The organism is Marinobacter sp. SS5-14b (assembly GCF_030541005.1).
GTDB lineage: Bacteria > Pseudomonadota > Gammaproteobacteria > Pseudomonadales > Oleiphilaceae > Marinobacter.
In genome coordinates, this window is record NZ_JASSVM010000006.1 from 151,076 (window position 1) to 175,352 (window position 24,277).

Here is a 24,277-nt window from a genome sequence, read left to right on the forward strand (position 1 = left end):
ATGTAGTTATGGCAACACTGAAAGCACTGGTGGTGGATGACGCCAGCTTTGTAAGGGATCTGATCAAGCGCACGGTGCGCCAGCGCTTCCCGGTGATCGAAACAACCGATGCCCAGAACGGGCGCCGGGCACAGTCGCTGATGTCGAGAGCGAATTTTGATCTGGTGCTGTGCGATTGGGAGATGCCGGAGATGTCTGGCCTGGAGCTATTGCAGTGGATGCGTCAGCAGCCCCAATATCAGGATGTGCCGTTCATAATGATCACCAGTCGTGGTGATAAGGATCACGTTGTTGAGGCGGTCAAGGAGGGGGTGTCGGAGTATCTCGGCAAGCCGTTCAGCCCGGAGGGGCTCAGCAAAAAAATCATCAAGGTGATGGGGCGCCGACTGAAAGAGGCGATGGACAGCAGTGGCAAGTCCCTCGATGGCCCTGCGGATGCGTTCAAGGAGTCTGCTGCGTTGCTCACGCAGAAGCGGGAGCTGCCGGAGACCAAAAAAGAGCCGGTGGCTGCTACAGCTGGCAAGAACAATCCGCTTCTCACGGGCGGAAACGCTGCGCCCGACTCAGGCAGGGCCGGGCCAAGGGGTGCGATGAGTGTTGCTTCTGTAAGGTTTTCCGACAGTACGCTCAAGTCGGTGGTCAAGGATATCAATCTCACGGAAGTCCGGGTGATCGCCAAGCGTGATCAGGCGTTTCCGGGCATTCTGGATCAGGCTGTGGTGGATATGGAGGTGGCGGAGGGTCAGGTGGCACGCCTGAACGGCTATGTTCATCAGTTGCAGGCGGTGGATAAACGGCAGGATACCGACTTTGTCAGCGTGACCATCCGCTTTGTAGATGAGGATCCGAAAAAACTCGAGGACCTCTCCCGGTTTATCGCTCGCTTCCGTGCAGGTGGCCGTTAAACGGCCGTGCTTTCAGGTACGCGCTCTACCAGACGTTGCCTCGGGAAGTGGCAAATGAACTCGCTGCCTTCTCCGATTTTGCTGCGGATTTCCAGGTTGCCATCGTGGTTAATCAGCACGTGTTTGACAATGGCAAGGCCCAGACCTGTGCCCCCGGTGTCTTTATGCCGGCTCGGGTCTGCGCGGTAAAAGCGCTCGGTCAGCCTCGGGATATGGACAGGGTCTATGCCGATGCCCGTATCTTTCACCGATAGATGAGCGCCGTCGCGGTTGGTGGTCCATGAGACGGTCACACGACCACCTGCTGGCGTGTATTTCACAGCGTTGAAGACAAGGTTGGAAAACGCGCTTCTTAATTGGCTGTCGTCACCCCTGAGCAGCCGGTGGTCATTGATGCTGACATCGATCTGATGGTTTTTGTCGCCACTTAACGCCTTGGCATCATGGCAGATCTGTCCCAGCAGTGCTTCAACATCGGTCAGGGTTTCGTCTGCGGTGTGTTCGCCGGTTTCAATTTTTGACAGCAGGATCAGGTCGGTAATCAGTGCCTCCATGCGGGAAGACTGGGCTGCCATTGTGTTGATCGCTCTTCGCCACTTGGGCGGTAGCTCGTCACCGTGATCCATCAGGGTTTCAAGGTAGCCGCTGATCACCGTCAGCGGTGTTCTCATTTCGTGGGATACGTTACCGACGAAGTCACGGCGCATCTGTTCCAGTTGAAACAGGCGGGTGACGTCTTTAGCCACAATTAACCGGTCATCGTCACCGAACAAGCTGATCTGAATCTGCAGGTGTATGTGAGGTTTGGCCGGGGAATTCAGCTCCAGTGGTTCCCGGTAATCCCGGGCATCAAAATAGGCCTTGAAGACGGGCGAGCGGATCAGGTTGTGGATGTACTGGCCCTGATCGGTGCTGCGCCGGAAACCCAGCAAATGTTCGGCTGACCCGTTCCACCACTCCATGGCGCCCTTGGCGTCGGTCATGATCACGCCGTCGCGCATGGCGTTGGTAGACTCCTGCACGCGATTGATGCGGGCTCGCAGCCGATCCTGTGTCAGCAGGTGGTTCTGATGCAGTTTGTGCAGGTTGTCGAAGATGTCACCCCAAAGCCCGATGCTCTGGGGGGGCTCGTCCGTCGCGCTGGGGTTGCCGAGCCACTGGTAGAGCCTGCGCGCCTGGATCAGGGTCCACCAAAGGTAGGCAACAAGACCGACAAGCAGGCCGTATAACGGCTGACCAAAGTAGAGCCCGGCCAGGGTTGTGCCGCCGATGGCAGTGAGAATCAGGCGCAGGTATCTGGACCAGTTATGGTGCATCAATGACGGCCTTGTTATGAACCGGAGGTCTCAGGCGACTTTTGTGGAGAACCTGTAGCCTGTTCCCCTCACGGTCTGAATCAAATGGTCGTAGCTTTCACCCAGGGCTTTGCGCAGGCGCCGGATATGAACATCCACGGTGCGCTCCTCCACATACACATTACCGCCCCACACCTGGTCGAGCAGTTGTGAGCGGGTGTAGACCCGCTCCTGGTGTGTCATGAAGAATTGCAGCAGCCGGTACTCGGTAGGTCCCATGCTAATGGCACCGTCGGAGGTTGTCACCCGGTGGCCGATCGGGTCCAGCGTCAGGCCGTCGATCTCAATAGGGGTGTCTACACCCGCGGGTGTTGCACGGCGCAGCACGGCTTTGAGCCGCGCGACCAGTTCCCTGGGGCTGAACGGTTTGGTGATGTAGTCATCCGCGCCGACTTCAAGGCCCTGGATCTTGTTGTCTTCTTCAACCTTGGCGGTCAGCATAATAATCGGAATGTCTGCAGTAGACTCTTCCTTCTTGAGGCGCCGGGCCAGTTCCACACCGCTGGTGCCTGGCAGCATCCAGTCCAGCAGAATCAGGTCTGGCTGTTTGTCGACAATCAGGGCATGGGCTTCGCGGGCATCCGCTGCCTCCATATAGTCGTAATCAGCCATTTCGAGCGCTACCGCAATCATTTCGCGGATGGGTGCTTCGTCATCGACGATCAGGACAGTTTTTCCAGTCATGAGCTTTAACCTGTGTCAGACCCCGGGAGCTCATTGGTGGCTCCCTGATATTGTTGCTGACCCATTACAACGTGTCTTTGTTACAAGTATATGACATGGATTGCCGGTTACAGCATAAGGTCGAGGATCAGGCCGGAAAATACTGCGAGTCCGGCCCAGTTGTTGTTCAGGAATGCCTTGAAACAGCCAGCTCTGGAGCGTTCTCTGGCCAGGAATTGCTGGTAAACAAACAGGGTGGCCATGGCCACAAGGCCCAGGTAATAGACGCTGCCAAGTTCGGCCTGGCGGCCAGCAAGTGCCAGGATCAGGATAACCAGAGCCTGCAGTATGGCAATGATGGCCCGGTCTGCTTCGCCAAACAGGACGGCGGTTGATTTGATGCCTACTTTGACATCGTCGTCCCGGTCGACCATTGCGTAGAACGTGTCGTAGGCCACGGTCCACAGCACGTTTGCGGTGAACAGCAGCCAGGTCAGCTGGCTGAGCTCGTCGGCTTCGGCCGCCCAGGCCATGGGGATAGCCCAGGAAAAAGCCGCACCCAGGAACAACTGGGGCAGGTGGGTGTAGCGCTTCATGAACGGGTAAATGAACGCCAGCAGGGCACCGCCAAAAGACAGATACAAGGTCAGGGTGTTGGTAAACAGCACGACCATCAGGAAAGAAACCAGGCACAGCCCCGCAAACAACGCGACGGCTTCCCAGGCCTGAATGTGTCCGGCGGTGAGAGGGCGATGCTGGGTGCGTTCTACGTGGCGATCCCAGTCCCGGTCTGCAAAATCGTTAATGGCGCAGCCGGCTGCTCGCATAAAGAAAACGCCGAGGGTGAAGATGATGATGTTGGCTATCGACGGACTGCCATTGCCGGCCAGCCACAGTGCCCAGTAGGTCGGCCAGAGTAGCAACAAAGTACCGATTGGCCGATCTATGCGCAGTAGCTTTGCGTAGTTGATCAGGCGAGTCTGAACATGCTCGGGCAGAGCGTTCTGCAACATGGTGGTTATCATCCGTTGGTCTGGGGCCGGGGTGAAGGCCAGATTATAGCCACCGGTCGCAGGTGATTAAACCCGGGTGTCAGGCCGGTACAGTGCAGGTAACAGAAATTCGCACACCATGAGGGCACTCTGGCCGCGGTGAAACAATGAGCGGCGGGCAAGTTGTGGTTGAGTCGCCCCCCGAGGCTGGCAAAGGCCCGTTTCGAGTGGGCCGCGGGCCCACTCCGGGTTGCTGAACAGGTAGGCGCCAAGGGGTTTGTTGCCCAGATTGAGAAGCCGTCGGCCTCGGCCTTCGAGGCAGCTCAGGGGTATGACGGTGCGTGCCAGGACCCAGGGGCGACCATCGCCACACAATCGAACCTCCCTTATCCAGGCCAGTTGCCTGGGCGGAAGGGACAAGCGGCGGGCTTCTTCGTTGGAAGGGGTAGTGAACGTTTCCTTGACCACCTCTACGTGAAAGCCGGCGTGGCATTGTCGCTGCAAGGCTTTGGTGAACGAGCCTTCGACTTGTAGCCATGGCCGGGCCGGGCCGTGAACGGCAGGGTTACGGAGCCCGGCAGCCGCCAGTGAGCGATACCAATCGGTGGGGGGAACGGTTAGCCCTGATTGCGTGTCAAAGTCCTTTGAGAGCATAAATACCGGGGGCGTTGCGCCAGTAACCTTTGTAGTCCATGCCGTAGCCGAACAAAAAGCGGTCTTCAACATAGAGGCCGGTAAAATCGGCTTTCAGGCCCGGTTTTGATTTGCGATCGTGGGCTTTGTCGACGAGCACCGCCGTCAGCACTTTGCTGGCACCGTGCGCGAGGCAGTAGTCCCCGATGGCGCACAGGGTTGTGCCTTCATCCAGGATGTCGTCAACAATCAGCACGGTGCGGCCTTTCATGTCGGCTTCTGGTCGCAGTTTCCACTCCAGAATGCCGCCGGTGGTTTCCTGCCGGTAGCGAGTGGCGTGCAGGTACTCGGCCTGTACCGGGAATTTCAGCCGTGTCAGCAGCTGGCCAGTCAGGATGAGACCGCCGTTCATGACGCAGAACAGCAGTGGGTTGCTGTCTTTCAGGCTGTCGGTAATCTCTTTCGCCATAGTGTCGATGGCGATATCTACCTGCTGTTCATTGACCAGGCAGTCGGCTTCAGCCATGACCTGGTTCATTTCGGCGACGGTATCGGTCATAACGGTCGGTCCTGTCGTAAAAGCCGGCGATTATACCGAACCGGGAGGCTTGAAGGGAGGGGCAGTTGCCGGTAGTGGCATCTGTAATTACGTCTATTGGCACAAAACCCGTGCTTGCGGTGTCCGTTCTGGCATTGGTCAACCCGGGTATGGCGGGTATTATGGCGGCTGTCTGAAATTTATATGGGCCGGTGTTGCATAGTTCTGGCAATTTTCACTTGATTGTCATATTGTCCGACAATATTATGCGGCCTGTCGATTGTTAGCGAGGAAGTACTATGAAGAAGTGGCAGTGTGTAGTGTGTGGTTTGATCTACGATGAAGCCGAGGGCTGGCCGGAAGATGGCATTGAGCCTGGCACCGTTTGGGACGATGTGCCGGATGACTGGGTTTGCCCTGACTGCGGCGTGGGCAAAGAAGACTTCGAAATGATCGAGATCAGCTGACAGGCGGAGCAGGACCATGGCGAACCAGGCACCCATTGTGATTGTTGGCACCGGATTGTCCGGCTACTCGCTGGTGCGAGAGCTGCGCAAGCTCGATAAAGAAACACCGGTGGTTATGGTAACGGCCGACGATGGCGTGAGTTACTCCAAGCCGATGTTGTCGACGGGTTTTACCAAGGGAAAAGATGCACAAGGGCTGGCTCAGGCCGAGACCGAGGCGATGGCCGCGCAGCTTGGTGTAGAGGTTCGCACGTTCAGCACGGTGACCGGTATTGATACCGAGGCTCATGAGCTGGTGCTAGGCGATCAACGGCTCGGCTATAGCAAGCTGGTGCTTGCCTGGGGTGCGGATGTTATTCGGCTGGGGTTGGCGGGTGATGGTCAGGATCATGTTCACTCGATCAACGACCTGATGGATTATCGGGCGTTCCGCACAGCGCTTGAGGGTGGTCAGCGGGTCGCTATCATGGGTGCCGGTCTCATCGGCTGTGAATTTGCCAATGACTTGCGTATCGGCGGTTATGAGGTGGATGTGATTGCTCCGGACACCGCGGTTATGCCGAGCCTGCTTCCCGGGGCGGCGGCCAATGCCGTGCAGCATGAGCTGGCGGAGCTGGGAGTAAGATTTCACCTGGGTACCGTGGTTGAACGAGTCGATCGTTGCGAGCGTGGTGTCAGGCTTACCCTTGGTAATGGTGAAACGCTTGATGCTGACCTGGTGGTTTCAGCGGTGGGCTTGCGTCCGCGTGTTGAGCTTGCCAGGGCCGCCGGTATCGAGGTTGGCCGGGGCATTCAGGTGAATCGGGCACTGGAAACGTCGGCGCCGGATGTGTTTGCACTCGGTGACTGTGCCGAAGTGGATGGTCAGGTGTTGCTGTATGTGCTGCCGCTGATGGCGTGTGCCCGGGCTCTGGCGAAAACCCTGACCGGAGAACGAACCGACGTCCGATACGGCACTATGCCGGTGATGATTAAAACCCCTTGTTGCCCTACGGCCGTTTGCCCACCGCCTGCCGGAGTAGAAGGTGAATGGGTGGTTGAGCAGGAAGGCTCTGACGTGAAGGCGTTGTTCAACTCGCCCTCCGGTGAAGTGCTCGGTTTTGCCGTAACTGGCCGGTTTGCTGTTGAAAAACAGGCTCTAGCGAAAGAAGTCCCGCCTATCCACCAGGATTGAGTAAGCGCCGCCAGGCCTGCTGTTCTGGCGGCTCCTTTCTTTTCTGTTCAGCGTTGCGAAATTTTCTCGCCTGGGGTAAAACCATTCGTAAGCTAAGGAGCTGTTCACAGGCTCCCGGATAACGCAACAGGAGCTGGCATGCTAGAGGTAACCCGAAAACTGGTGGAATTACTGGATTTGTCACCGATTGGAGATGACCACTTCCAGGGTGACAGTGAAGATCTGGGTTTCCCCCACGTCTTTGGTGGCCAGGTGCTTGGCCAGGCCTTAATGGCGGCCAGCCGAACCGTTGAAGACCGGTTGTGTCACTCTTTGCACGCCTATTTCCTGCGCCCGGGCAATCACAGTATGCCCATTGATTATGAGGTGCAGCGGGTTCGGGATGGTGGCACGTTTTCGGTTCGCAGGGTAATTGCGCGCCAGGATGGCAAGGAGATTCTGACCGGCTCCATGTCGTTTCAGATTGCCGAAGAAGGCATGAGCCACCAGCTGGACATGCCTGCTGCGCCAGATCCGGATACCCTGCGATCTGAGCAGGACTGGGGCAACCTGATTGCTGACAAAGTGCCGGAAAAGATGCGCGACATGCTCACGCGGGATCGTCCTATCGAGATCCGGCCGGTTGACCCGGTGAACCCCTTCAAGCCGGAAAAGCGTCCGCCGCATCGCCAGAACTGGTTCCGGGCGGCAGGGCCGTTGCCGGATGATCCCGTTCTGCACCGGTGCCTTCTCACCTACGCTTCAGACTTCAGTTTTCTGGGTACCTCGCTGAACCCCCATGGCCGTACGTTCATGAGCAAGAATATGCAGGTGGCCAGTCTGGATCATGCCATCTGGTTCCATCGGGATTTTCGTATGGATGACTGGCTTCTGTATGACAAGGACAGCCCGAGTGCCTCCAGTGGGCGAGGCTTCAATCGGGGCAACTTCTTCACGCGGGATGGTGTGCTGGTGGCTTCAACCACTCAGGAAGCGTTGATTCGCGAGCGGCAAGGCTGACCGGCCAGCCATTCAATCATTTCGTCAAATGGCATCGGCCGGGCCAGAAAGTATCCCTGGATCTGGTCGCAGCCCATTTTGGCGAGCAGGTTGAGGGTTTCCTCGTTCTCTACCCCTTCGGCAACAACGGTATAACCCAGGCTGTGGCACATATCGATGGTGGTTTGCACAATCACTCTGTCCTGCTCACGCTCAGGAAGTTCGGTGACCAGGGATCGATCGATCTTGATCTCGCTGGCGGGCAACTGCTTGATGTAGGACAGCGACGAGTAGCCTGAGCCAAAATCGTCAATCGACAGAGGGATGCCCGCATCGTTCAGCGAATTCAGTGCTTTCAGTGAGTTGACCGGATCCTGCATCATGGAGGTTTCCGTTACTTCGAAGGTGATGGCGCCGATGTGGGAGTGGTAGCTCTTCATCAGGCGTTGAACGAATACCGCAAAATCCGGCTCTCGCAGATTGTTGGGGGAGATGTTCACCGCAATGCCCGCAAAATGGCCGAGCTCCATAAGCCGGCTTCTCAGCTCCAGGGCTTCTTGCAGTACCCAGCGGGTGAGAGGTTTGATCAGCCCGGTTTGTTCTGCAAGCGCAATTATTTCATCCGCCCGGATCGGCTGTTCACGGCCTGGCCAGCGGATAAGAGCTTCAAACCCCGCTATTTCCCAGGTTTTAAGGTTCAGTTTCGGTTGCAGGAACAGCGTCAGCCCTTTGTTGTCGATGGCCCGGCGCAGTTCTGAAACCAGGGTGAGCCGGTCGGCACTGAAAGAGTCTCTGGACGGTTTGTAGTAAGAAATGCCCCGCTCCCGCGCGCGATCGGAGCCTTCCGCAATGACGGCCCGACGAATCAGTATGTTGGCGTCTGTGCCATGGTCCGGGTAGATGGCAACCCCGAGTTGTGGTTGCAAGGGCACCTGCATGCCAAGAAAGTCGATCGGGTACCTGACTTCCTCAATGCTTCTGAGCACTCGCCGGGGAACGGCCTCGGCCAGGTCGGCATCGACCACGAAAGCAAAGGTCTGGGGGTCCAGGCTCGCAACATAGAAATCATGCTGATCGGTCTGCTCCAGCGGCAACGCGCCAGGCACATCTCGAATCACCGCGTTGTAGTGTTTGGAGGCTAACTCAAGAATTCGGTCGGTGTTGCGGTGCCCGAGGGTTTTGGTGACCGGGTAAAGGTTGTTGAGGTGGATAATCACCACGCCATAGCGCCCGGCAGTGCTGCTGTGTATCAGTTCTTTCAGGCGCATCTCAAAGCTGCTGCGATTGGGAAGGCCGGTCAGCGGGTGGTGCAGAGCCTGGTCCATTAACCGAAGTTCTGCCGCGCGGCGGGCTTCCAGGGCTTTGAGTTCGGCCTCGCGAGACATCAGTTTGTCCTGGCGTTCGTGATAGATCCGGATGGCGAGGGCCAGGCTGAGCAGAATGGCTTCCAGCACCGAGCCGATCTGCATGCCGTAGGCGGTCACAAAACTGTTGGGAACCAGCCCGTATTTGTTGGCTGCGGTCACCGCGCTGCCGAGCGTCAGCGCGCCCCAGGCCAGTGTGTAATAGGCCGCCTGAGGGTTGCCTTTGAGCCACTGCAAAGGGCCGACAAAGGTCAGTAACAGGCAGCTGGGAATGGCCATGGCGACGGTAAGGCGACTCGCCGTGCTGTAGTCAGTAAAGAAGGAGGCCAGCACCAGCAGTACATTCAGTGCGATGGTGACAAGCAGTAATCGGTTCATTACCGGGCTGGTTTCTTTTAACCGCAAGAAGGCCCGTGAAAACAGCAGCGAGAAGGTCACGGCCAGGGGCACGATAAGTAACATGGCCATATTCTGAATGGCTGGAAGGCCCGGCCACAGGAACTGATAGGTGCTGCCATTAAGGCTACCAACCAGCAATAGATAGCCAAAGGTTGAAAGCACATAAAGCAGATAGACCGATTCGCGCAGCGCCAGAAACACAAACAGATTGAAACAGATGACGGTCAGCAGAATGCCGTAGTAACCGGCGTGAAGGTGCGTTTCGATGGAGGCCTTTTCAAAAAAACTCAGGTTGCTCCAAAGCTTCAACGGAACCTGCATGGCACCTTCGGTCTGCACTCGTATCAGTACTTGGAACTGCCCGTCAGGCGTCAGGTTGAGTGGAAACAGAAAGTGAGGGTGTTGCACGGGGCGTTCACGGAAAAACAAGCGGTCACCGGCGCTCTCGTGCTGCACGATCTGGCCACTCTCAAGCAGATAGATATCGATGTAATCCAAGGCTGGATAACGGATTTCCAGAAGATTGACCAGCCCGGGATCGGTCACTTCAAAGCGCAACCAGATGTGGTCACGAATGTAGCCAAAGTTAGGGGTTTGTTCGGGGAGCCTCTGCCATTGCGTCGATGCCAGGGCCTGATCGGGTGTCAGCGCTGAATCCGAAGCGACCCGGAGATACTCCATGGGCGGAATATAGGAGGATCTCGCGGCAAGTGCCGAAGTTGATATTGCCAGCAGCAGTAACAAAACTGCCAGGAGTCGGGCTGGTTTCATTAGAGTCACGCGTTACCGTTATTATCATTCTGACTTGAGTATGGCCTGTCGCCGGAGGCGGCTCAAGCGGCAATGCAAAGAGTTTTGGTAACTTGTGTAAGTATTGGTCAAATCCCGTTAATCCATTGTCTTGCCCATTGCAGTGCTTCGATTTCGGGCTCCAGGGTTTCCAGCGCATCGATCCGGAGGGTGTCTCCTACCTTTCGGGCAGAGGTTTCGTAGAGTGCTTCTTCCATCAGATCACCAGCGCCGCAAAAGGTATCACCGTAAGAGCTGTCGCCCAGAACGATCACGCCAAAAGGGCGCCCTGGTTGCTGGGGCAACTGATCTCTGAGCGCCATGTAGAAAGGCAGCAGGTTGGGCGGCACTTCTCCCTGACCCGTCGTGGAGGTGCATATCAGGAGTGCATCGTTGTTGCCGGTGATGTCTTCAAGGACAGGATTCTCCAGCACCGTTACCTGGTGCCCCTCCTGCTCCATTTCCTGTTTGATTTTGCGTGCGGTCAGCAGGGCGCCGCCGTAGACGCTTCCGGTCAATATGCGAATAGATGCCATGTTACTGCCTGTGCCAGAGGTGATGAGCGTGTTTCAAGGCGAGTGATGATAGCGGCGGGCCATGCCGGGCTCAAGCGGAGGGTGTTGTGTCGGCGTCCTGGCTGCGAACCCGGGGGGCGATCCGGTTCCGGCCATCTTGTTTGGCGCTGTAAAGCTGGATGTCGGCGAGTTTCAGCAGTTCGTCAACGGAGCCCGCCTTCGAGATCGAGCAGACACCGGCACTGATGGTGACCGGCATGAGCGCGTCCTGGTGACGGAACTCCGTGCGGGCGACTTCTGATCTAAGACGCTCTGCCAGCGCGAGTGCCTGCAGTAATGTGGTGTCGGGCAGCAGGAGCAGAAATTCCTCTCCGCCCCAGCGGGCGGCGACATCGGTCTGGCGGATGATGCCCCGGGTCAGGTCGGCGAAGCGTTGAAGCACGATATCGCCAGCGTCATGGCCATAGTTGTCGTTAATTTGTTTGAACAGGTCCAGGTCAATCAGAGCGACTGAGAAATGATGCCCCGATCTCTGGAAACGCAAGTACTCCGCATTCAGGCGATTCTGCATTTCCCTGCGGTTGGCGAGCCCGGTTAACTCGTCGGTTCGGGCCGCATGCTCGTGGGCCCGCGCAAAGGCTTCCAGTTTGGTGCGGGCTTTCAGTCTGCCTGCCTCCAGTACGAAGCAGAAAATGGCTTCAAACGTGAGGGTGACGAAAAAGCGTATTTTGAAGTCGGTGCTGTACTGAGCGGAAACGCCAGGCAGATCTGGAAACTGGAAAACAACGATCGCCAGCAGGTAACAGAAAAGCAGAATGGCCACGCCGCCTTTGAGGCTGGTCAGGAAGAACAGCAGGGGTGGTAGCACGTAAAACCAGAGTGGCCCGGTGCTGCTTTCTCCTCCCGAAGCGATCAGATAGGTGAACAGCAAAGCGACCACGGTGAGCAGTCCCGTTTTTTGAATCTCCCGGTTCCTGGTCCACGCAAACCAGGCCATGTTTGCCAGAACCGGCACATTGAACAGCCACAGTATCCACGCATGAAAGTAATGCTCGGAATACCAGGCTTTGATGCCAATGCCGGTCAGGCACACCAGCGCCATAGCCGACAGGCCCGTGAGCAGACGGGAGACCTGCCGCGCTTCGTGCTCGCTGGACATGGCTGGAGTTGGCTGGGCGTGTTCGGTCATTTAGTGTTGCACTTTTTGACATATTTCCTCTAAGTATGCGCCAAAAATACTCAGGATTGGAGCCTAAACTGACGACAATGTGAAGCACGGCCTATACTGCAGTTTGTTTCAATTTGATGGCAAAAAATTTATAGTTTGCGCCCAACGACCTGTCGACCCCATTCTGTTTACAAGAGAACATAGCGCTTATGGCCCGTTCCACCAGCTTCCTGGATACTCTTCTCAGCAGCCCCTCCACGGAAAGGTACAGGGTTGGTTTAAGTGTGTTATTCCTGCTGGGTGTCTGGCTGACCGTCGGATCCTTCAGCCAGGGGTTGCCCAACAGCATGCTTCTGATGGCCGCGGCTGTCATTGGTGGTTATATGGCCATCAACATTGGTGCTAATGATGTCGCCAATAACGTGGGCCCGGCGGTAGGTTCCGGTGCGCTTTCCCTCGGTGCTGCGGTGGTACTGGCTGCTATTTTTGAGGCGTCAGGCGCGCTCATTGCGGGCGGCGATGTCGTTTCCACGATCAAGGGAGGCATTATTGATCCGACCACCCTTGAAGATCCCAGGGCGTTCGTGTGGTTGATGACAGCCGCACTGCTGGCGGGTGCGCTGTGGCTTAATCTGGCCACCTGGATGGGCGCGCCGGTTTCGACCACGCACTCCATCGTTGGCGGCGTGCTGGGCGCCGGTATCGCAGCCGGTGGCTGGGCCATCGCAGACTGGAACGTCATGGGTAAGATTGTGGCAAGCTGGGTGATTTCACCGGTGCTTGGCGGCGTTCTGGCGGCTTTGTTTCTGTATGCCATCAAGAGAACCGTTCTCTACCGCCAGGATCTGGTTTCCTCTGCCCGCACGTTTGTGCCCTGGCTGGTGGCCATTATGGCCTGGGCATTCGCCACCTACCTGATGGTCAAGGGCGTAAAAAAGATTGTCAAAGTGGACATGATTGAGGCCACCGGGATTGGTTTCGCCGTTGCTGCAGTGGTGTTTTTCGTCATGCGCACAGTGGTAAGTCGTCGCGCCGCGACCATGGAAAACAGTGCTGCAGGGGTGAACTCCCTGTTCACCTGGCCACTGATCTTTGCTGCGGCGCTGTTGAGCTTTGCCCACGGCGCCAACGATGTAGCAAACGCCATTGGCCCCCTGGCTGCAATTAATGACGCCATTCAGGCCGGTGGTGGGGTGGTGACCTCAGCCAGGATTCCTTTGTGGGTGATGCTGGTCGGTGCCATCGGGCTGGCTGTTGGCTTGATGCTGTTCGGACCGCGCCTGATCAAAACCGTCGGCAGTGAAATCACCGAGCTCGACAAGACCCGGGCTTTCTGTATCGCTTTGTCTGCCGCGTTAACTGTCATTGTCGCCTCTCAGTTGGGCCTGCCGGTCAGCTCTACGCACATCGCAATCGGTGGTGTGTTTGGTGTTGGCTTCTTGCGGGAGTACCTGAAATCTAACTATGCGACTCAGCTGCACAAGATCATTGAACACCATGATCCGGCTGAACAGGAGCGTCTGAAGCCGTTCCTGGATGATTTCCGCAATGCTTCTGTGGAAGAGATGGAGTACCTGCTGAAGCAGGCGAAAAAGAAGAAGCAGCAGGTGCCGTTGTCCAAATCCGAGCGTAAGCGTCTGAAGAAGATCTACAAGGAAGAGATGGTCAAGCGTTCCCACCTGTTCCGCATCGCCGCAGCCTGGATTATTACAGTTCCTGCTTCGGCCTTGATGGCTGCGTTCTTGTTCTTTGCGCTTCGGGGTTTGATGGTTTAGTCGCGGGCGGGGCTGGTTAGTGCCCCGCAGTTTGGCCATACTATAGGCATGATGTTGCGCGGGGCGCTTTGGCCCTGAAGCTATCCAATTTCGGGAGTAGGGAATGAGTTCATCTGTTGAGAGTCATCAGGCCAAGATGATCGGAGAGCTGCGGGTTTTCATCAAGAAAGTTCTGAGCGACCCGACCATCGCCGTCAAGTCCATGGATATTGCCCGCAAGTACAAGAGCGAACCAAAAGCGGATGCCTTGATCGCGCGCGAGATCAGTGCCAACACCACGATTCGTATTCCGGAAAACTGGAGTGACGCGGACAAGATGTTTCTGGAGATCCTGCACGAGGTGCTGGATGACGAAGAGGCGCTTTACTGAGTCTGGCTTTGGAGTATTCAGGAGTAGGTTGGGGCTTGCGGGGCCCCTTTCCGAAACACGCTGTGAATACGTCCTTGTACGCTCTGCTCCGCCATCCATGGCTCCGCAAGGTTTCGGAAAGGGGCCCCGCAAGCCCCGCCTTCGGCTTCTTGCTGGGCCCGCAAATGCTCTAGGTTCTTGTGGCGACAGAGCCTCTCAAGCTGACTTAAGCCTGTCTGACTTGTTTTCTATTCTGTTTTAACACCGCTTCCGCCATCTGGTGCAGGATGGCGATCTCATCGGCAATCCCATCTTCCTTCGACAGTTCCCTCTGCTCCTTGAGAATATCTTCCAGAATAGCCGGCGTTGTTAACGGGTTGGCCAACACCACGCGGAATACGATGCAGGGGAAGTGGTAATACTTCGCTGGCTCAAGGCGGGTTCGGGAGACAAACGCTTTGCCGTGCTCCCGCTGGGTTTTCTGGATGAACTTGGTGATGCGGTTCAGGCAGGTGTTCATTTTTTCTGCCTGGAGTTCGTCGGCCACGGCAAGAGCTTGCCGGGCGACTTCCGGGCAATACCGGTAGGTCAGTATGTTCAGTTCTGGTCGGGTGACCAGTTCGAAGTCTGGCTGTTCGTCGATCATCTGAGCGAAGGTTTTGGCCTTTTCGATGCCTTGATCAATCAGGATTTCGTAGCCTTCCCGGGCGAGGATTTTCAGGCCGGAATGGATCAGCATGGACATGCCCGGGCGGGAGCCCTCGAGGGTGGTGCTGCCGAGGTCTCTGGAGCCCTTACGGATGATGTACTGGGCGTGGTGTTCGACCGCGCTGGCCAGGCTGGGGTCTTTGAAGACGACCAGGCCGACCCCCATGGGCACGTACAGTTGTTTGTGGGCGTCGAAGGTCACGGAGTCTGCGTTTTCGATGCCTCGCAACAAGTGCCGGTAGGTACGGGAGAACAGGGTTGGGCCTCCCCAGGCGGCATCTACGTGGAAGTGGGCGCCGAATTCTTTGGCGATATCGGCCATGGCTTCCAGTGGGTCAACGTTGCCGGTTTCGGTGGTGCCAGCCACGCCGCAGATGGCCATGACTTTGATTTTCTGTTTCTGCAGTTCCAGGCATTTATCACGCAGGGCATCGGTCTGGATGCGGTTGTCGTCGTCGGTATCGACTGGCACCAGGGCATCCCGGCCCAGGCCGAGGACATCGGCGGCTTTGCGCAGGGAGTAGTGGCCGCGTTTGGAGACAACGATGGCAGCGCCTTCGTAGCCGTAATATTTCAGCGCCCGGAACAGGCCTTCCTCATGCAGGCCCCGGAAGCTGCCTTCGGCCGGGAAGGCACGGTTGCGGGCGACCCAGAGGGCGGTCAGATTGGCAACGGTGCCGCCGGAGCACATGGCGCCCAGGGCGTGCCGGGGGTCGTGCATCCATTTGCGGTAGAAGGAGCCGTCCTGCTGGTAGACCAGGCGGTGAATCATGCCCAGAACCTGGCGCTCCATGGGTGTGAAGGCCTTGGAGGTTTCGGTTTTGACCAGGTTCTGGTTCAGGGCAATCATGATTTTGGACAGCGGCAGCATGAAGTAGGGCAGCGCTGAGGTCATGTGGCCGATAAACGCCGGCGAGGCGGTGTGTACGGAATTGGCGACCAGTTTGTCGAGCAGGAACTGGGCCTGTTCCGAGACGAACACCGGTTTTTCGGGGATGACGGAATCGGCAAAATTCTTCTCGACGTCAGACAGGTCTCGCTCAACGGCTACGATGTGTTCCTGGAGAAATCCAGCCAGGTTGCGGGAGATGTTCTGGTCGATGCGGCTCAGGGTCGATTCCGGTGCTTCGGGCACCGTGAAGACGCGATACATTGCCTCAATCGAGGCCTGGGCGGATTTTTTCTTTCCGGTCATAGAGCCACACACAATTCAGTGGTTATCCGAGGGGTTGGTTCCGGAAACCCTGCGGACGGGGCCAGGCGGAGCCGGGCATTTGTCGTGCTGTCCTGCCTGTTGGCAGGTCATGTATTCCCTGAGGGGCGGTAGTATAAGGCTTGAGGCGGATTGACGCTATGCCTCGAAGGCTACCGGGTTTTTGGCTTCTGTGGAGGTCAAAGGATTTCGCGGTGAACGTCGAGGATGGCGGCGTCGATGCGGTCCTGGATGTCTTTTTCGACCTGGTCGAGGCGCTGGGTGATTTGCTGGGCGCTGGCTCCGAGGGCGGCGATGGTCCAGGTGGCGCAGTCGAGGGCGTCGTGGTCGGCGGTTTCGCTGACGGCGAGGTCGGGTTCTTTGCCCCAGATGGCTTTCATGGCGGTGAAGGCTTTGCGTTTGGCCTTGAGGTCTTCGCAGGCGTAGAGCTGGAAGTGCAGGGTGAGGATGCCTACGTGGGGGGTGATATCCTGGTGCTGTTGTGGGGCTTTACCTTCTTTCAGCAGTTTTCTCAGGGCTTCTGACATGTTTGGTCTGGCTCGTTTGGTGCAGGAAGCGGTGAGGGTGGGCTGTTCAAAACACGCTGTGGATACGTCCTTGTACGCTCTGCTCCGCCATCCATGGCTCCGCAAGGTTTTGAACAGCCCACCCTCACCGCTTCCCGAACGGTATACGGGGAGTCGCTTCAGCCGGTTGCCCTGGCTATCGGGACGGGCTGTCTGGGTTTTCCCTAGCCTACTACAGGCGTTGCCCGTTTGATAATCGCTGTCGGGTTGGTGCCGGAGGGCAGGTTGCCGTAGTTCATGCCGCCGTTGTTTTGCAGGCGGGAGGCGCAGAAGGCGTCGGCGACGTCTTTGTCGCCAAAGCGCAGCAGCAGTGAACCCTGCATGGTCAGGGCCATGCGGTCGACCAGGTTGCGGGCGCGGTACTGGAAGTCGCTGATGTCGGCGAAGTCGTGCTGGAGTTGGGCCAGGAACTGGTCGAAGCGGCGGTCGGTGCCTTTGGCTTCGGCGGCTTCTTTGAAGAAGGCGTCGAGGGTTTCGGGTTCTTTCTGGATGGCGCGGAGGGTGTCGAGGCACTGGACGTTGCCGCTGCCTTCCCAGATGGCGTTGACGGGGGATTCCCGGAACAGGCGGGGCATGATGCAGTCTTCCATCACGCCGCTGCCGCCGATGCATTCCATGGCTTCGTAGGCGTGGTTGGGGGTGCGTTTGCAGATCCAGTATTTGCCCACCGGTGTGGCCAGGCGGGCCAGCAGGCGTTCGTGTTTGTTGTCCTGGTTGTCCATGGCCCGGGCTACGCGCAGGGTGTAGGCGAGGGCGGCTTCGTTTTCGATGATCAGGTCGGCCAGGACGTTTTGCATCAGTGGCTGATCGCTGAGGGTTGCGCCGAAGGCGCTGCGGTTGTGGCAGTGGTGCGTAGCCTGGGCGACGGCCTGGCGCATGCCGGCGGCGCTGCCGATCATGCAGTCGAAGCGGGTCATGGCGACCATTTCGATGATAGTGGGTACGCCGCGGCCTTCTTCGCCCACCATCCAGGCCAGGGCGCCGCGGATTTCGACTTCGCTGGAGGCGTTGGCGACGTTGCCCATTTTGTTTTTGAGCTGCTGCACCTGCCAGGGGTTCTTGGTGCCGTCCGGGCGCCAGCGGGGCATCAGAAAGCACGACAGCCCGTTGGCGGTCTGGGCCAGTACCAGGAAGGCGTCGCACATGGGGGCGGAGACGAACCATTTGTGGCCGACCAGTTCGTAAGCCTGGCCCGGGCCTTCCTGTCCGACCGCGTAGGCGCGGGTGGTGTTGGCGCGTACGTCGCTGCCACCCTGTTTTTCGGTCATGGCCATGCCGATGGTGACGGCGCGTTTTTCGCTGTCCGGGACGTTACGGGCATCGTATTCGTTGGTCAGAATTTTCTGTTCCCAGATCGTCGCCAACTCCGGCTGGTTGCGAATGGATGGGACGGCGGCGAAGGTCATGGTGATCGGGCAGCAGTGGGCAGCCTCTACCTGGGAGTGCAGGTAGTATTTGGCCGCCCGGGCCACATGGGCGCCCGGGCCGGGGTTGGTCCAGGGGGAGCTGTGCAGGCCGTTTTCCAGAGCGACGCCCATGAGTTCATGGTAGGCGGGATGGAAGCTGACTTCATCGATCCGGTGGCCGTAGCGGTCGTGGGTGCGGAAGCTGGGTTTGTTGGCGTTAGCCAGGTTGCCGAGTTCGATGGTTTCGGCTTTCCCGGCCCAGGCGCCGAACTGGCTCAGGTCGTGGTGGGCATGGCTGGCGCCTTCCCGGATTACGGCTTCCCGCAGCGCAGTGTCCTGTTCGTAGAGGTTGTAATTCTCCAGCGCTTTGGGCTGGTTGATGACCTCGTGGGTGGCGGACAGATACCGGTCTCGTTGGAGTGGTGCTCCGGTGTGATCGGTGGTGTTGCGCTGTGGGTTGTTCATGTCTAGCTCCTTGTGCCGGTCAACCCCCTCATGCAAAAGCTGACGATGGCGTTGATCAGTGCGTCCTGGTCGTTATTAGTAACCGGTGACGACGCATTTTGTGTTGGTGACAGCGGTCCTACTAAAGATTCTGAAATTGCGCCCACCAGGCAGGTGCTGCTTAGCCTGGCGTTCTGTTCGGGTATGCATCCTTCGGCGATGCCGTCCTGAATCGCCTGTTCAAACAGGTTGGCGTAGGCTTTCCGGTAGATCAGCCGCTCTTCTTCAACTTGTGGGTCAACGGGCTCGGCAATCAGTGCCCAGGCTTTCATCGGGCCTTTCAGTGCTCGCTGGGCAAATGTCCTCAGGGCGCTTTCGAGCCGGGTGACGGCGGTTCCTGGCACAGACAGTGCCTCTGCTACCTTGTCGACTTCGCGTTGGGTCGCCAGCCGGAAGATTTCGGCAAAAAGATCTTCACGGGATTCAAAATGGCGATAAATAGTGCCGGTTGCCACGCCTGCCAGGCCGGCGATTCGGCTGATTCTGGCACTTCGGAAGCCGCCCTCGGCCACGCATTGCCAGGTGCACTCGATGATGTTTTTGCGCGCTTCGGCTTTGCGCTGGCGCATCTTTTCAGTTTCGCGATAGGCCATGCTGGCTCCTTGCAAGTAGTGAATCACTATTCATTCTTTGTGTCAATCATCAGGTGGTGTCGTGGCTTTGATTATGTGCTTATAAAATCAAAGACTTAAAGTTGGATACAAAAAATTACAAAAAACAGGTTGTCAGGAAATAGCGCTCTCAACAAAACCGGATTATAAAGACGCCAAGACGTGGCCAAAGGCGGCCATCGCTCGAGGCAAGGTGTAGCTGCCAAAGGCTTGCGAGGCACCTGGTGTACTGTTTTCGTTGATGGAGAAAAAGGCATGAGTGAATTCGACGAAGGCAATCTGGAGCAAACCGGTAGTTGGGCCAGTGATGGCGACGATAACCATTCCATCGCCAGCCGTGCACGGGTTCGGGCCCAGTTGCAGGCGGATATGGAAGCTTTCCTGCAATGCGGTGGCAAAATCGAGGAAGTGGACACCACATTCCGTTCCGATACGCCGCGTAAGGTGGAAGTAGGTTTCAATAACCGTTCCATGTGATTCCTTTCGAGTGCGGGCGGTTGCTGCCAGGCCGCCTGCATTTTGTCATCTTGTTGTCACCGATCAATGGCAGACTCGGCTCAGGCCTGCAACAGGCGGCCTCTGGAGTGTATGATGTTAACACTTTCCAAGGCCATCCATGTTCAGGAGGTTACCTGTGTCGAAGCCGCGCCTGCCGCTTTCCAGCCGAAGCTATCCCTTTACCCGTCTGCGTCGCAATCGGGCCAGTGATTTTTCCCGCCGTCTGGTTCGGGAGAATCAGCTCACACCGGACAATTTGATCTATCCGGTCTTTGTGCTGGAAGGCAATAACCAGCGGGAGGCGGTTCCCTCCATGCCGGGTGTAGAGCGGCTGAGCATCGATCTTCTCGTGGAGCAGGCCGCAGAGTTGGTGGAGCTGGGCATTCCTGCGGTGGCGTTGTTTCCGGTGGTACCTGCAGAGCATAAAAACTTGTCTGGCTCGGGCGCCTGGGACTCCGATGGTCTGGCGCAGCGAGCGGTTCGTGCGCTCAAGAAAGCCTATCCTGAGCTGGGTGTGATTACCGATGTGGCGCTGGACCCGTTTACCACCCATGGTCAGGACGGCATTATCGACAACGATGGCTATGTACTGAACGATGTGACGGTAGAGGCCTTGGTCAACCAAGCTCTGTCCCATGCCGATGCGGGTGCGGATGTCGTTGCGCCCTCCGATATGATGGATGGCCGTGTCGGGGCAATTCGCGAAGCGTTGGAATCCGCCGGTTACGTGAACACCCGGATTCTGGCCTATTCTGCAAAATACGCATCCAGTTATTACGGCCCGTTCCGGGATGCGGTTGGTTCGGCTGGCAACCTTGGCAAAAGCAACAAGTCGACCTATCAGATGGATCCGGCGAACAGCGACGAAGCCCTCCACGAAGTGGCGATGGATCTGGCCGAAGGCGCGGATATGGTGATGATCAAGCCGGGTATGCCGTATCTCGATATCGTGCACCGGGTGAAAACTGAATTGCAGGTGCCGACATTCGTGTACCAGGTCAGCGGTGAGTACGCCATGCATATGGCGGCCGCCCAGAACGGCTGGCTCGATGGCGATGCCGTCATGATGGAAAGCCTGATGGCCATGCGCAGAGCAGGCGCTGATGGCATTCTTACTTATTTTGCAGTGCGCGCAGCGAGACTGATGAGGGATCGCCAGCGGGGCTGAAACGGGCGATAGCCTGTGCCTGAAATGGATACGGATAGTGATGACAACTGAAACAGCAAAGAAGATCGTAAGCAGTGATCAGAGTGTGCCCGCACCGGTAGAGTTGCCGCCGGTGGGAGAGGAAATCAATCTGGATGCCAGTGAAAACTGGTTTAACCGGGAATTGAGCCAGCTCCAGTTCAACTACCGGGTTCTGAAGCAGGCCCTCGACACCACGCACCCGTTGATCAACCGGCTGATCTTCTGCTGTATTTTCAGCAGCAACCTGGATGAGTTCTTTGAGATTCGGGTGGCCGGTCTGCGCCAGCAGATGAAATATGGTCGGGACACGGTTGGCGTGGACGGCATGCAGGCGGAGCAGGTGCTGGCGGAGATCAGCCGGGTTGCCCATGAATATATTCATGAGCAGTACGACATACTGAACAACGTGCTGATTCCGGAACTGGAACAGGAGAATATTCACTTTATCCGGCGCCGGGAGTGGACACCGGCTCAGGCGGAGTGGGTGAGAAATTACTTCGAGGAAGAAATTCTGCCGGTGGTCAGCCCGATTGGGCTGGACCCATCACATCCGTTTCCCCGATTGGTCAACAAGAGCTTGAACTTCATCGTCGAGCTTGATGGCAAAGATGCGTTCGGCCGGGAAACCGGTATGGCGATTGTGCCTGCGCCGCGTTCCCTGCCGCGTCTGGTACGTTTGCCGGACGAAGTCTGCAGTGGCGGCGAAAACCTGGTGTTCCTGTCTTCAATGATTCACGCCCATGCCGATGAGTTGTTCCCGGGCATGGAAGTAAAAGGGTGTTACCAGTTCCGCCTGACGCGAAACGCTGACCTTGAGCTTGAAGATGATCTGGAAGATCTGGCGTCGGCGCTGCGGGGGGAGTTGCTGAGCCGTCGCTTTGGCGATGGCGTACGCCTGGAAGTGGCGGACAACTGCCCCGAAGAACTGGTGCAGTTCCTGCTGAGAGAATTCGGTCTGACGGAACGGGACCTGTACCAGGTGCATGGCCCGGTTAACCTGACCCGACTGTTGGCTGTCGGTGGTCTGGTGGACCGCCCGGACCTGACCTACACCAGCTTTTCACCGACCATTCCGCGCCAGATTCGCAGCAAGGAATCGATGTTTGATGCCATACGCAAGCGCCCGATTCTGTTGCTGCATCCGTTCGAGAACTTCAGCCCGGTGGTGGATTTGCTGCGCCAGGCCGCGAAAGACCCTCACGTGCTGGCCATCCGGCAGACCTTGTATCGTGCCGGAGCGGACTCCGAAATCGTCGAAGCCCTGGCCGATGCCGCCCGTCGTGGCAAGGAAGTGACGGTGGTTATTGAACTGCGGGCGAGGTTCAGCGAGGCGGAAAACCTTGAGCTGGCAAGTCGGCTTCAGGAAGCCGGTGTCATCGTGGTTTATGGCGTGGTGGGGTACAAAACCCACGCCAAGATGATCCTTATTGTCCGTCGGGAAGAAGGTAAGTTACGCCGTTATGTGCATCTGGGCACCGGTAACTACCACGCCGGCAACGCCCGGCTCTACACCGATTACAGCTTCCTGACCTGCGACGAATCCATTGGCGATGATGTCAACAAACTGTTCCAGCAGCTGACGGGCATGGGCAAGGCTCTGAAAATCAAGAAGCTGTTCCATGCGCCTTTCACCCTGCACAACCGCCTGATCAGCCTGATTGAGCGGGAGGCCAGCTTCGGTGACAAGGGCCGCATCATCTTCAAGTTCAACGCGCTGACCGAGGCGCAAATGATCAAAGCGCTGTACCGGGCGTCTCAGGCCGGGGTGAAGATTGACCTGATCATCCGCGGTATCTGCTGCCTGCGCCCGGAAGTACCGGGCCTGTCTGATAACATTCGGGTGCGTTCGATTATCGGCCGTTTTCTGGAGCACACCCGGGTTTACTATTTTGGCAACGATGGGCGCCCCGAGGTGTATTGTTCCAGTGCCGATGGCATGGAACGGAATCTGCTCAACCGGATAGAGACAGCGTTTCCAATCGAAGAGCCGGCACTGATTGCCCGCCTCAGAGAAGATCTGGATACCTACCTGGCAGACAACTGCCAATCCTGGGTGTTGCAGCCTGATGGCAGTTACATCCAGAATCAGCCCGCGGAAGGCGAGGAGCGCCTGGCGTCTCAGCTGGTTTTACTGGAACGGCTAACGGTTAAATCAAGTTGATGGGCCGGGTGCCTACACAACAAAGTACACGAAATTTGCTGACAGGACTGGAACCTTGAAACTGAACAAATGGATGATTGCGGGTGCGGCGATTCTGGTGTTTGCCGGGGTGGCGCCATGGGGTGTGGGCTACGTTACCGAGCAACAATGGCTGCAGGCCACGGAAGAGGTAAACAGTACGCAGCCTTTCGTGCGGATGGAAACCGATCAGTACCAGCGTGGTGTTATGGGGTCCGAGGCTTCGGGAAGCCTCACAATTGTGGATCCCAAAACGGGGGACAGTCACCGTATTGATTTTCAGTTTACCGTGTCGCACGGCGTGACCGGCAGTTTGCTGGATTTTCGTCCCAGCCAGGGCTGGCAACCGGAGGGGGCTGACTGGTTTCAGGACGCCGAGCCGAGCCTGACACTTGAAACCCGTCTTTGGGGCTCGGCTACCGTCGAGTTTCAGGCACCACCGATGGCACTTGAGCATCCGGACGGCGCGGAGTCAGTGAGAACCAGCGGCGGGCTTGCGAGAATCGATATTGGTAGCATGGGGGAACAGGCAGACATTTTGATGGTGTGGCCTGAACTGGTGCTGTCCGGCCCCCGAATGAATGTAAAAGTCGAAGGTTTTCACCTTGAGCAGAGCATGTCCTGGCTGGTGGGGGGTATATGGACCGGCTCGGGTGCCATGACTCTGGACTCCATTGCACTTGAAGGCGCAGCGGTGCCGGCGGTTCTGGTTGAGGGCGTTGCTCTGAACAGTGGTAGCGAAGCGACGGACGGTGAAGAGAAGCTCGACTCGAACGTTGTGCTTGAGCTTGAGTCAGTGCAGTTCGGGGACAAGGCCTACGGACCGCATCGACTTGAAGTGGCAATAGAGGGTGTTGATGTGGCGGGCTGGAACGACTTTAGCTCGGCAATGACCGACATGCAGATGATGGCAGTGACTGGCGGCGCAGATCCCCGGGCTGCGTTCGAGCAGCAGATGGCAGTAATGCAGCGTTTCAACGACTCCATCCGTGGCCTGGCGGCGGCGGGTTTTTCGGTTGGTATTCGTGAGCTGAGCCTTGAAACAACGGAAGGTAAGGTTCGGGGCAGTCTGGATATTTCCCATCCTGAACTCTCTGAGGAGGAGCGGGAGAATATGCTGATGGTCATGCAGCAGCTGACCGGCACGCTGGATTTCAGCATGCCGCTGGCACTGGCGGAAACCTATCCGGTGGTGCAGATGCAGGTGTCACCGTTGATCAAGCAGGGGCTGTTGGTGCGCGAGGGTGACCAGTTGGTGATGAATGGCCGGATGGAAGATCTGGTTCTGGATGTTAATGGCGTCCAGATTCCTTTGCCGCCTCTGTTGTAGTCTTCACAG

General features: G+C 57.5%; 22 protein-coding genes. 10 read left to right on the forward strand and 12 right to left on the reverse strand.

Features of this window, described 5'->3' with window-relative positions:
• Window positions 1-8 precede the first annotated feature (8 nt).
• Window positions 9-905 carry a response regulator gene (locus QPL95_RS14220; protein WP_303291655.1) on the forward strand — a complete coding sequence of 299 codons (897 nt, stop codon included), beginning with the start codon at window positions 9-11 and terminating at the stop codon, window positions 903-905.
• Here the strand turns inward: QPL95_RS14220 and phoR are convergent.
• From phoR to QPL95_RS14245, 5 genes are all read right to left on the reverse strand, one after another.
• The gene (gene phoR / locus QPL95_RS14225) at window positions 902-2,221 is read right to left on the reverse strand and encodes a phosphate regulon sensor histidine kinase PhoR (RefSeq protein WP_303291656.1); all 1,320 of its coding nucleotides are present in this window, start codon (window positions 2,219-2,221) and stop codon (window positions 902-904) included. The two genes, QPL95_RS14220 and phoR, sit on opposite strands and share 4 nt — an antisense overlap.
• Window positions 2,222-2,251: 30 nt before the next feature.
• Window positions 2,252-2,944 (reverse strand): phosphate regulon transcriptional regulator PhoB, encoded by a 693-nt coding sequence (gene phoB, locus QPL95_RS14230; RefSeq protein WP_303291657.1) that lies wholly within the window; start codon window positions 2,942-2,944, stop codon window positions 2,252-2,254.
• A 107-nt stretch (window positions 2,945-3,051) separates the two neighbouring features.
• Window positions 3,052-3,948 (reverse strand): 4-hydroxybenzoate octaprenyltransferase, encoded by an 897-nt coding sequence (gene ubiA / locus QPL95_RS14235; RefSeq protein ID WP_303291658.1) that lies wholly within the window; start codon window positions 3,946-3,948, stop codon window positions 3,052-3,054.
• 54 nt (window positions 3,949-4,002) lie between these two features.
• Window positions 4,003-4,569 carry a chorismate lyase gene (locus QPL95_RS14240; RefSeq protein ID WP_303291659.1) on the reverse strand — a complete coding sequence of 189 codons (567 nt, stop codon included), beginning with the start codon at window positions 4,567-4,569 and terminating at the stop codon, window positions 4,003-4,005.
• Window positions 4,550-5,107, reverse strand: coding sequence for a hypoxanthine-guanine phosphoribosyltransferase (locus QPL95_RS14245; protein WP_303291660.1), 558 nt, complete (start codon window positions 5,105-5,107; stop codon window positions 4,550-4,552). The genes QPL95_RS14240 and QPL95_RS14245 overlap by 20 nt, the downstream gene beginning before the upstream one ends.
• A 278-nt stretch (window positions 5,108-5,385) precedes the next feature.
• On the opposite strand from QPL95_RS14245, the gene QPL95_RS14250 reads away from it, so the two are divergent.
• The 3 genes from QPL95_RS14250 (at window position 5,386) to tesB (ending at window position 7,726) form a co-directional block, all read left to right on the forward strand.
• On the forward strand, window positions 5,386-5,553 hold the full coding sequence (locus tag QPL95_RS14250) for a rubredoxin (RefSeq protein WP_291830136.1): 168 nt from the start codon (window positions 5,386-5,388) through the stop codon (window positions 5,551-5,553).
• A gap of 16 nt (window positions 5,554-5,569) precedes the next feature.
• Window positions 5,570-6,727, forward strand: coding sequence for an NAD(P)/FAD-dependent oxidoreductase (locus tag QPL95_RS14255; protein WP_303291661.1), 1,158 nt, complete (start codon window positions 5,570-5,572; stop codon window positions 6,725-6,727).
• 138 nt (window positions 6,728-6,865) lie between these two features.
• Window positions 6,866-7,726: an acyl-CoA thioesterase II gene (tesB, locus tag QPL95_RS14260; protein WP_303291662.1), complete on the forward strand. Its 861-nt coding sequence runs from the start codon at window positions 6,866-6,868 to the stop codon at window positions 7,724-7,726.
• On the opposite strand, the gene QPL95_RS14265 is transcribed toward tesB, so the two are convergent.
• The 3 genes from QPL95_RS14265 to QPL95_RS14275 form a co-directional block, all read right to left on the reverse strand.
• Window positions 7,693-10,239, reverse strand: coding sequence for an EAL domain-containing protein (locus QPL95_RS14265; RefSeq protein WP_303291663.1), 2,547 nt, complete (start codon window positions 10,237-10,239; stop codon window positions 7,693-7,695). The two genes, tesB and QPL95_RS14265, sit on opposite strands and share 34 nt — an antisense overlap.
• A gap of 107 nt (window positions 10,240-10,346) precedes the next feature.
• Complete coding sequence (locus QPL95_RS14270; RefSeq protein ID WP_303291664.1) at window positions 10,347-10,793, reverse strand: flavodoxin; 447 nt, start codon at window positions 10,791-10,793, stop codon at window positions 10,347-10,349.
• 70 nt (window positions 10,794-10,863) lie between these two features.
• Complete coding sequence (locus tag QPL95_RS14275) at window positions 10,864-11,961, reverse strand: GGDEF domain-containing protein (protein ID WP_303291665.1); 1,098 nt, start codon at window positions 11,959-11,961, stop codon at window positions 10,864-10,866.
• 188 nt (window positions 11,962-12,149) lie between these two features.
• Between QPL95_RS14275 and QPL95_RS14280 the strand changes: the two genes are divergently transcribed.
• Entirely contained in the window at window positions 12,150-13,715 is a 1,566-nt protein-coding gene (locus QPL95_RS14280) for an inorganic phosphate transporter (protein WP_303291666.1), read from the forward strand.
• Between the two features lie 103 nt (window positions 13,716-13,818).
• A complete protein-coding gene (locus QPL95_RS14285) occupies window positions 13,819-14,085 on the forward strand; it encodes a hypothetical protein (protein WP_303291667.1) in 267 nt (88 codons plus the stop codon).
• 205 nt (window positions 14,086-14,290) lie between these two features.
• On the opposite strand, the gene panP is transcribed toward QPL95_RS14285, so the two are convergent.
• The 4 genes from panP to QPL95_RS14305 form a co-directional block, all read right to left on the reverse strand.
• Complete coding sequence (panP, locus tag QPL95_RS14290; protein WP_303291668.1) at window positions 14,291-15,967, reverse strand: pyridoxal-dependent aspartate 1-decarboxylase PanP; 1,677 nt, start codon at window positions 15,965-15,967, stop codon at window positions 14,291-14,293.
• Between the two features lie 197 nt (window positions 15,968-16,164).
• Complete coding sequence (locus QPL95_RS14295; RefSeq protein WP_303291669.1) at window positions 16,165-16,512, reverse strand: DUF503 domain-containing protein; 348 nt, start codon at window positions 16,510-16,512, stop codon at window positions 16,165-16,167.
• Between the two features lie 203 nt (window positions 16,513-16,715).
• Window positions 16,716-18,422: an isovaleryl-CoA dehydrogenase gene (locus QPL95_RS14300; protein ID WP_303291670.1), complete on the reverse strand. Its 1,707-nt coding sequence runs from the start codon at window positions 18,420-18,422 to the stop codon at window positions 16,716-16,718.
• A gap of 2 nt (window positions 18,423-18,424) precedes the next feature.
• Window positions 18,425-19,054, reverse strand: coding sequence for a TetR/AcrR family transcriptional regulator (locus QPL95_RS14305; protein WP_303291671.1), 630 nt, complete (start codon window positions 19,052-19,054; stop codon window positions 18,425-18,427).
• A 273-nt stretch (window positions 19,055-19,327) separates the two neighbouring features.
• Between QPL95_RS14305 and QPL95_RS14310 the strand changes: the two genes are divergently transcribed.
• The 4 genes from QPL95_RS14310 to QPL95_RS14325 all read left to right on the forward strand — a co-directional run bounded on the left by QPL95_RS14310 (window position 19,328) and on the right by QPL95_RS14325 (window position 24,268).
• Window positions 19,328-19,549, forward strand: a complete 222-nt coding sequence (locus QPL95_RS14310) for a hypothetical protein (protein WP_303291672.1) — start codon at window positions 19,328-19,330, stop codon at window positions 19,547-19,549.
• Between the two features lie 157 nt (window positions 19,550-19,706).
• Window positions 19,707-20,738 (forward strand): porphobilinogen synthase, encoded by a 1,032-nt coding sequence (gene hemB, locus QPL95_RS14315; protein ID WP_303291673.1) that lies wholly within the window; start codon window positions 19,707-19,709, stop codon window positions 20,736-20,738.
• Between the two features lie 40 nt (window positions 20,739-20,778).
• Window positions 20,779-22,920: a polyphosphate kinase 1 gene (gene ppk1 / locus QPL95_RS14320; RefSeq protein WP_303291674.1), complete on the forward strand. Its 2,142-nt coding sequence runs from the start codon at window positions 20,779-20,781 to the stop codon at window positions 22,918-22,920.
• A gap of 55 nt (window positions 22,921-22,975) precedes the next feature.
• A complete protein-coding gene (locus QPL95_RS14325) occupies window positions 22,976-24,268 on the forward strand; it encodes a DUF945 family protein (protein WP_303291675.1) in 1,293 nt (430 codons plus the stop codon).
• The last annotated feature ends 9 nt before the right edge of the window (window positions 24,269-24,277 follow it).

Coding starts and splice junctions, on each gene's coding strand:
- ubiA (WP_303291658.1), bottom strand. CDS start 3,948: ATGATAACCACCATGTTGCAGAACGCTCTGCCCGAGCATGTTCAGACT.
- QPL95_RS14240 (WP_303291659.1), bottom strand. CDS start 4,569: ATGCTCTCAAAGGACTTTGACACGCAATCAGGGCTAACCGTTCCCCCC.
- ppk1 (WP_303291674.1), top strand. CDS start 20,779: ATGACAACTGAAACAGCAAAGAAGATCGTAAGCAGTGATCAGAGTGTG.
- QPL95_RS14245 (WP_303291660.1), bottom strand. CDS start 5,107: ATGACCGATACCGTCGCCGAAATGAACCAGGTCATGGCTGAAGCCGAC.
- phoB (WP_303291657.1), bottom strand. CDS start 2,944: ATGACTGGAAAAACTGTCCTGATCGTCGATGACGAAGCACCCATCCGC.
- QPL95_RS14285 (WP_303291667.1), top strand. CDS start 13,819: ATGAGTTCATCTGTTGAGAGTCATCAGGCCAAGATGATCGGAGAGCTG.
- QPL95_RS14275 (WP_303291665.1), bottom strand. CDS start 11,961: ATGACCGAACACGCCCAGCCAACTCCAGCCATGTCCAGCGAGCACGAA.
- QPL95_RS14305 (WP_303291671.1), bottom strand. CDS start 19,054: ATGGCCTATCGCGAAACTGAAAAGATGCGCCAGCGCAAAGCCGAAGCG.
- QPL95_RS14310 (WP_303291672.1), top strand. CDS start 19,328: ATGAGTGAATTCGACGAAGGCAATCTGGAGCAAACCGGTAGTTGGGCC.
- QPL95_RS14250 (WP_291830136.1), top strand. CDS start 5,386: ATGAAGAAGTGGCAGTGTGTAGTGTGTGGTTTGATCTACGATGAAGCC.
- QPL95_RS14295 (WP_303291669.1), bottom strand. CDS start 16,512: ATGTCAGAAGCCCTGAGAAAACTGCTGAAAGAAGGTAAAGCCCCACAA.
- panP (WP_303291668.1), bottom strand. CDS start 15,967: ATGACCGGAAAGAAAAAATCCGCCCAGGCCTCGATTGAGGCAATGTAT.
- QPL95_RS14300 (WP_303291670.1), bottom strand. CDS start 18,422: ATGAACAACCCACAGCGCAACACCACCGATCACACCGGAGCACCACTC.
- QPL95_RS14280 (WP_303291666.1), top strand. CDS start 12,150: ATGGCCCGTTCCACCAGCTTCCTGGATACTCTTCTCAGCAGCCCCTCC.
- QPL95_RS14270 (WP_303291664.1), bottom strand. CDS start 10,793: ATGGCATCTATTCGCATATTGACCGGAAGCGTCTACGGCGGCGCCCTG.
- tesB (WP_303291662.1), top strand. CDS start 6,866: ATGCTAGAGGTAACCCGAAAACTGGTGGAATTACTGGATTTGTCACCG.
- QPL95_RS14220 (WP_303291655.1), top strand. CDS start 9: ATGGCAACACTGAAAGCACTGGTGGTGGATGACGCCAGCTTTGTAAGG.
- QPL95_RS14255 (WP_303291661.1), top strand. CDS start 5,570: ATGGCGAACCAGGCACCCATTGTGATTGTTGGCACCGGATTGTCCGGC.
- QPL95_RS14265 (WP_303291663.1), bottom strand. CDS start 10,239: ATGAAACCAGCCCGACTCCTGGCAGTTTTGTTACTGCTGCTGGCAATA.
- phoR (WP_303291656.1), bottom strand. CDS start 2,221: ATGCACCATAACTGGTCCAGATACCTGCGCCTGATTCTCACTGCCATC.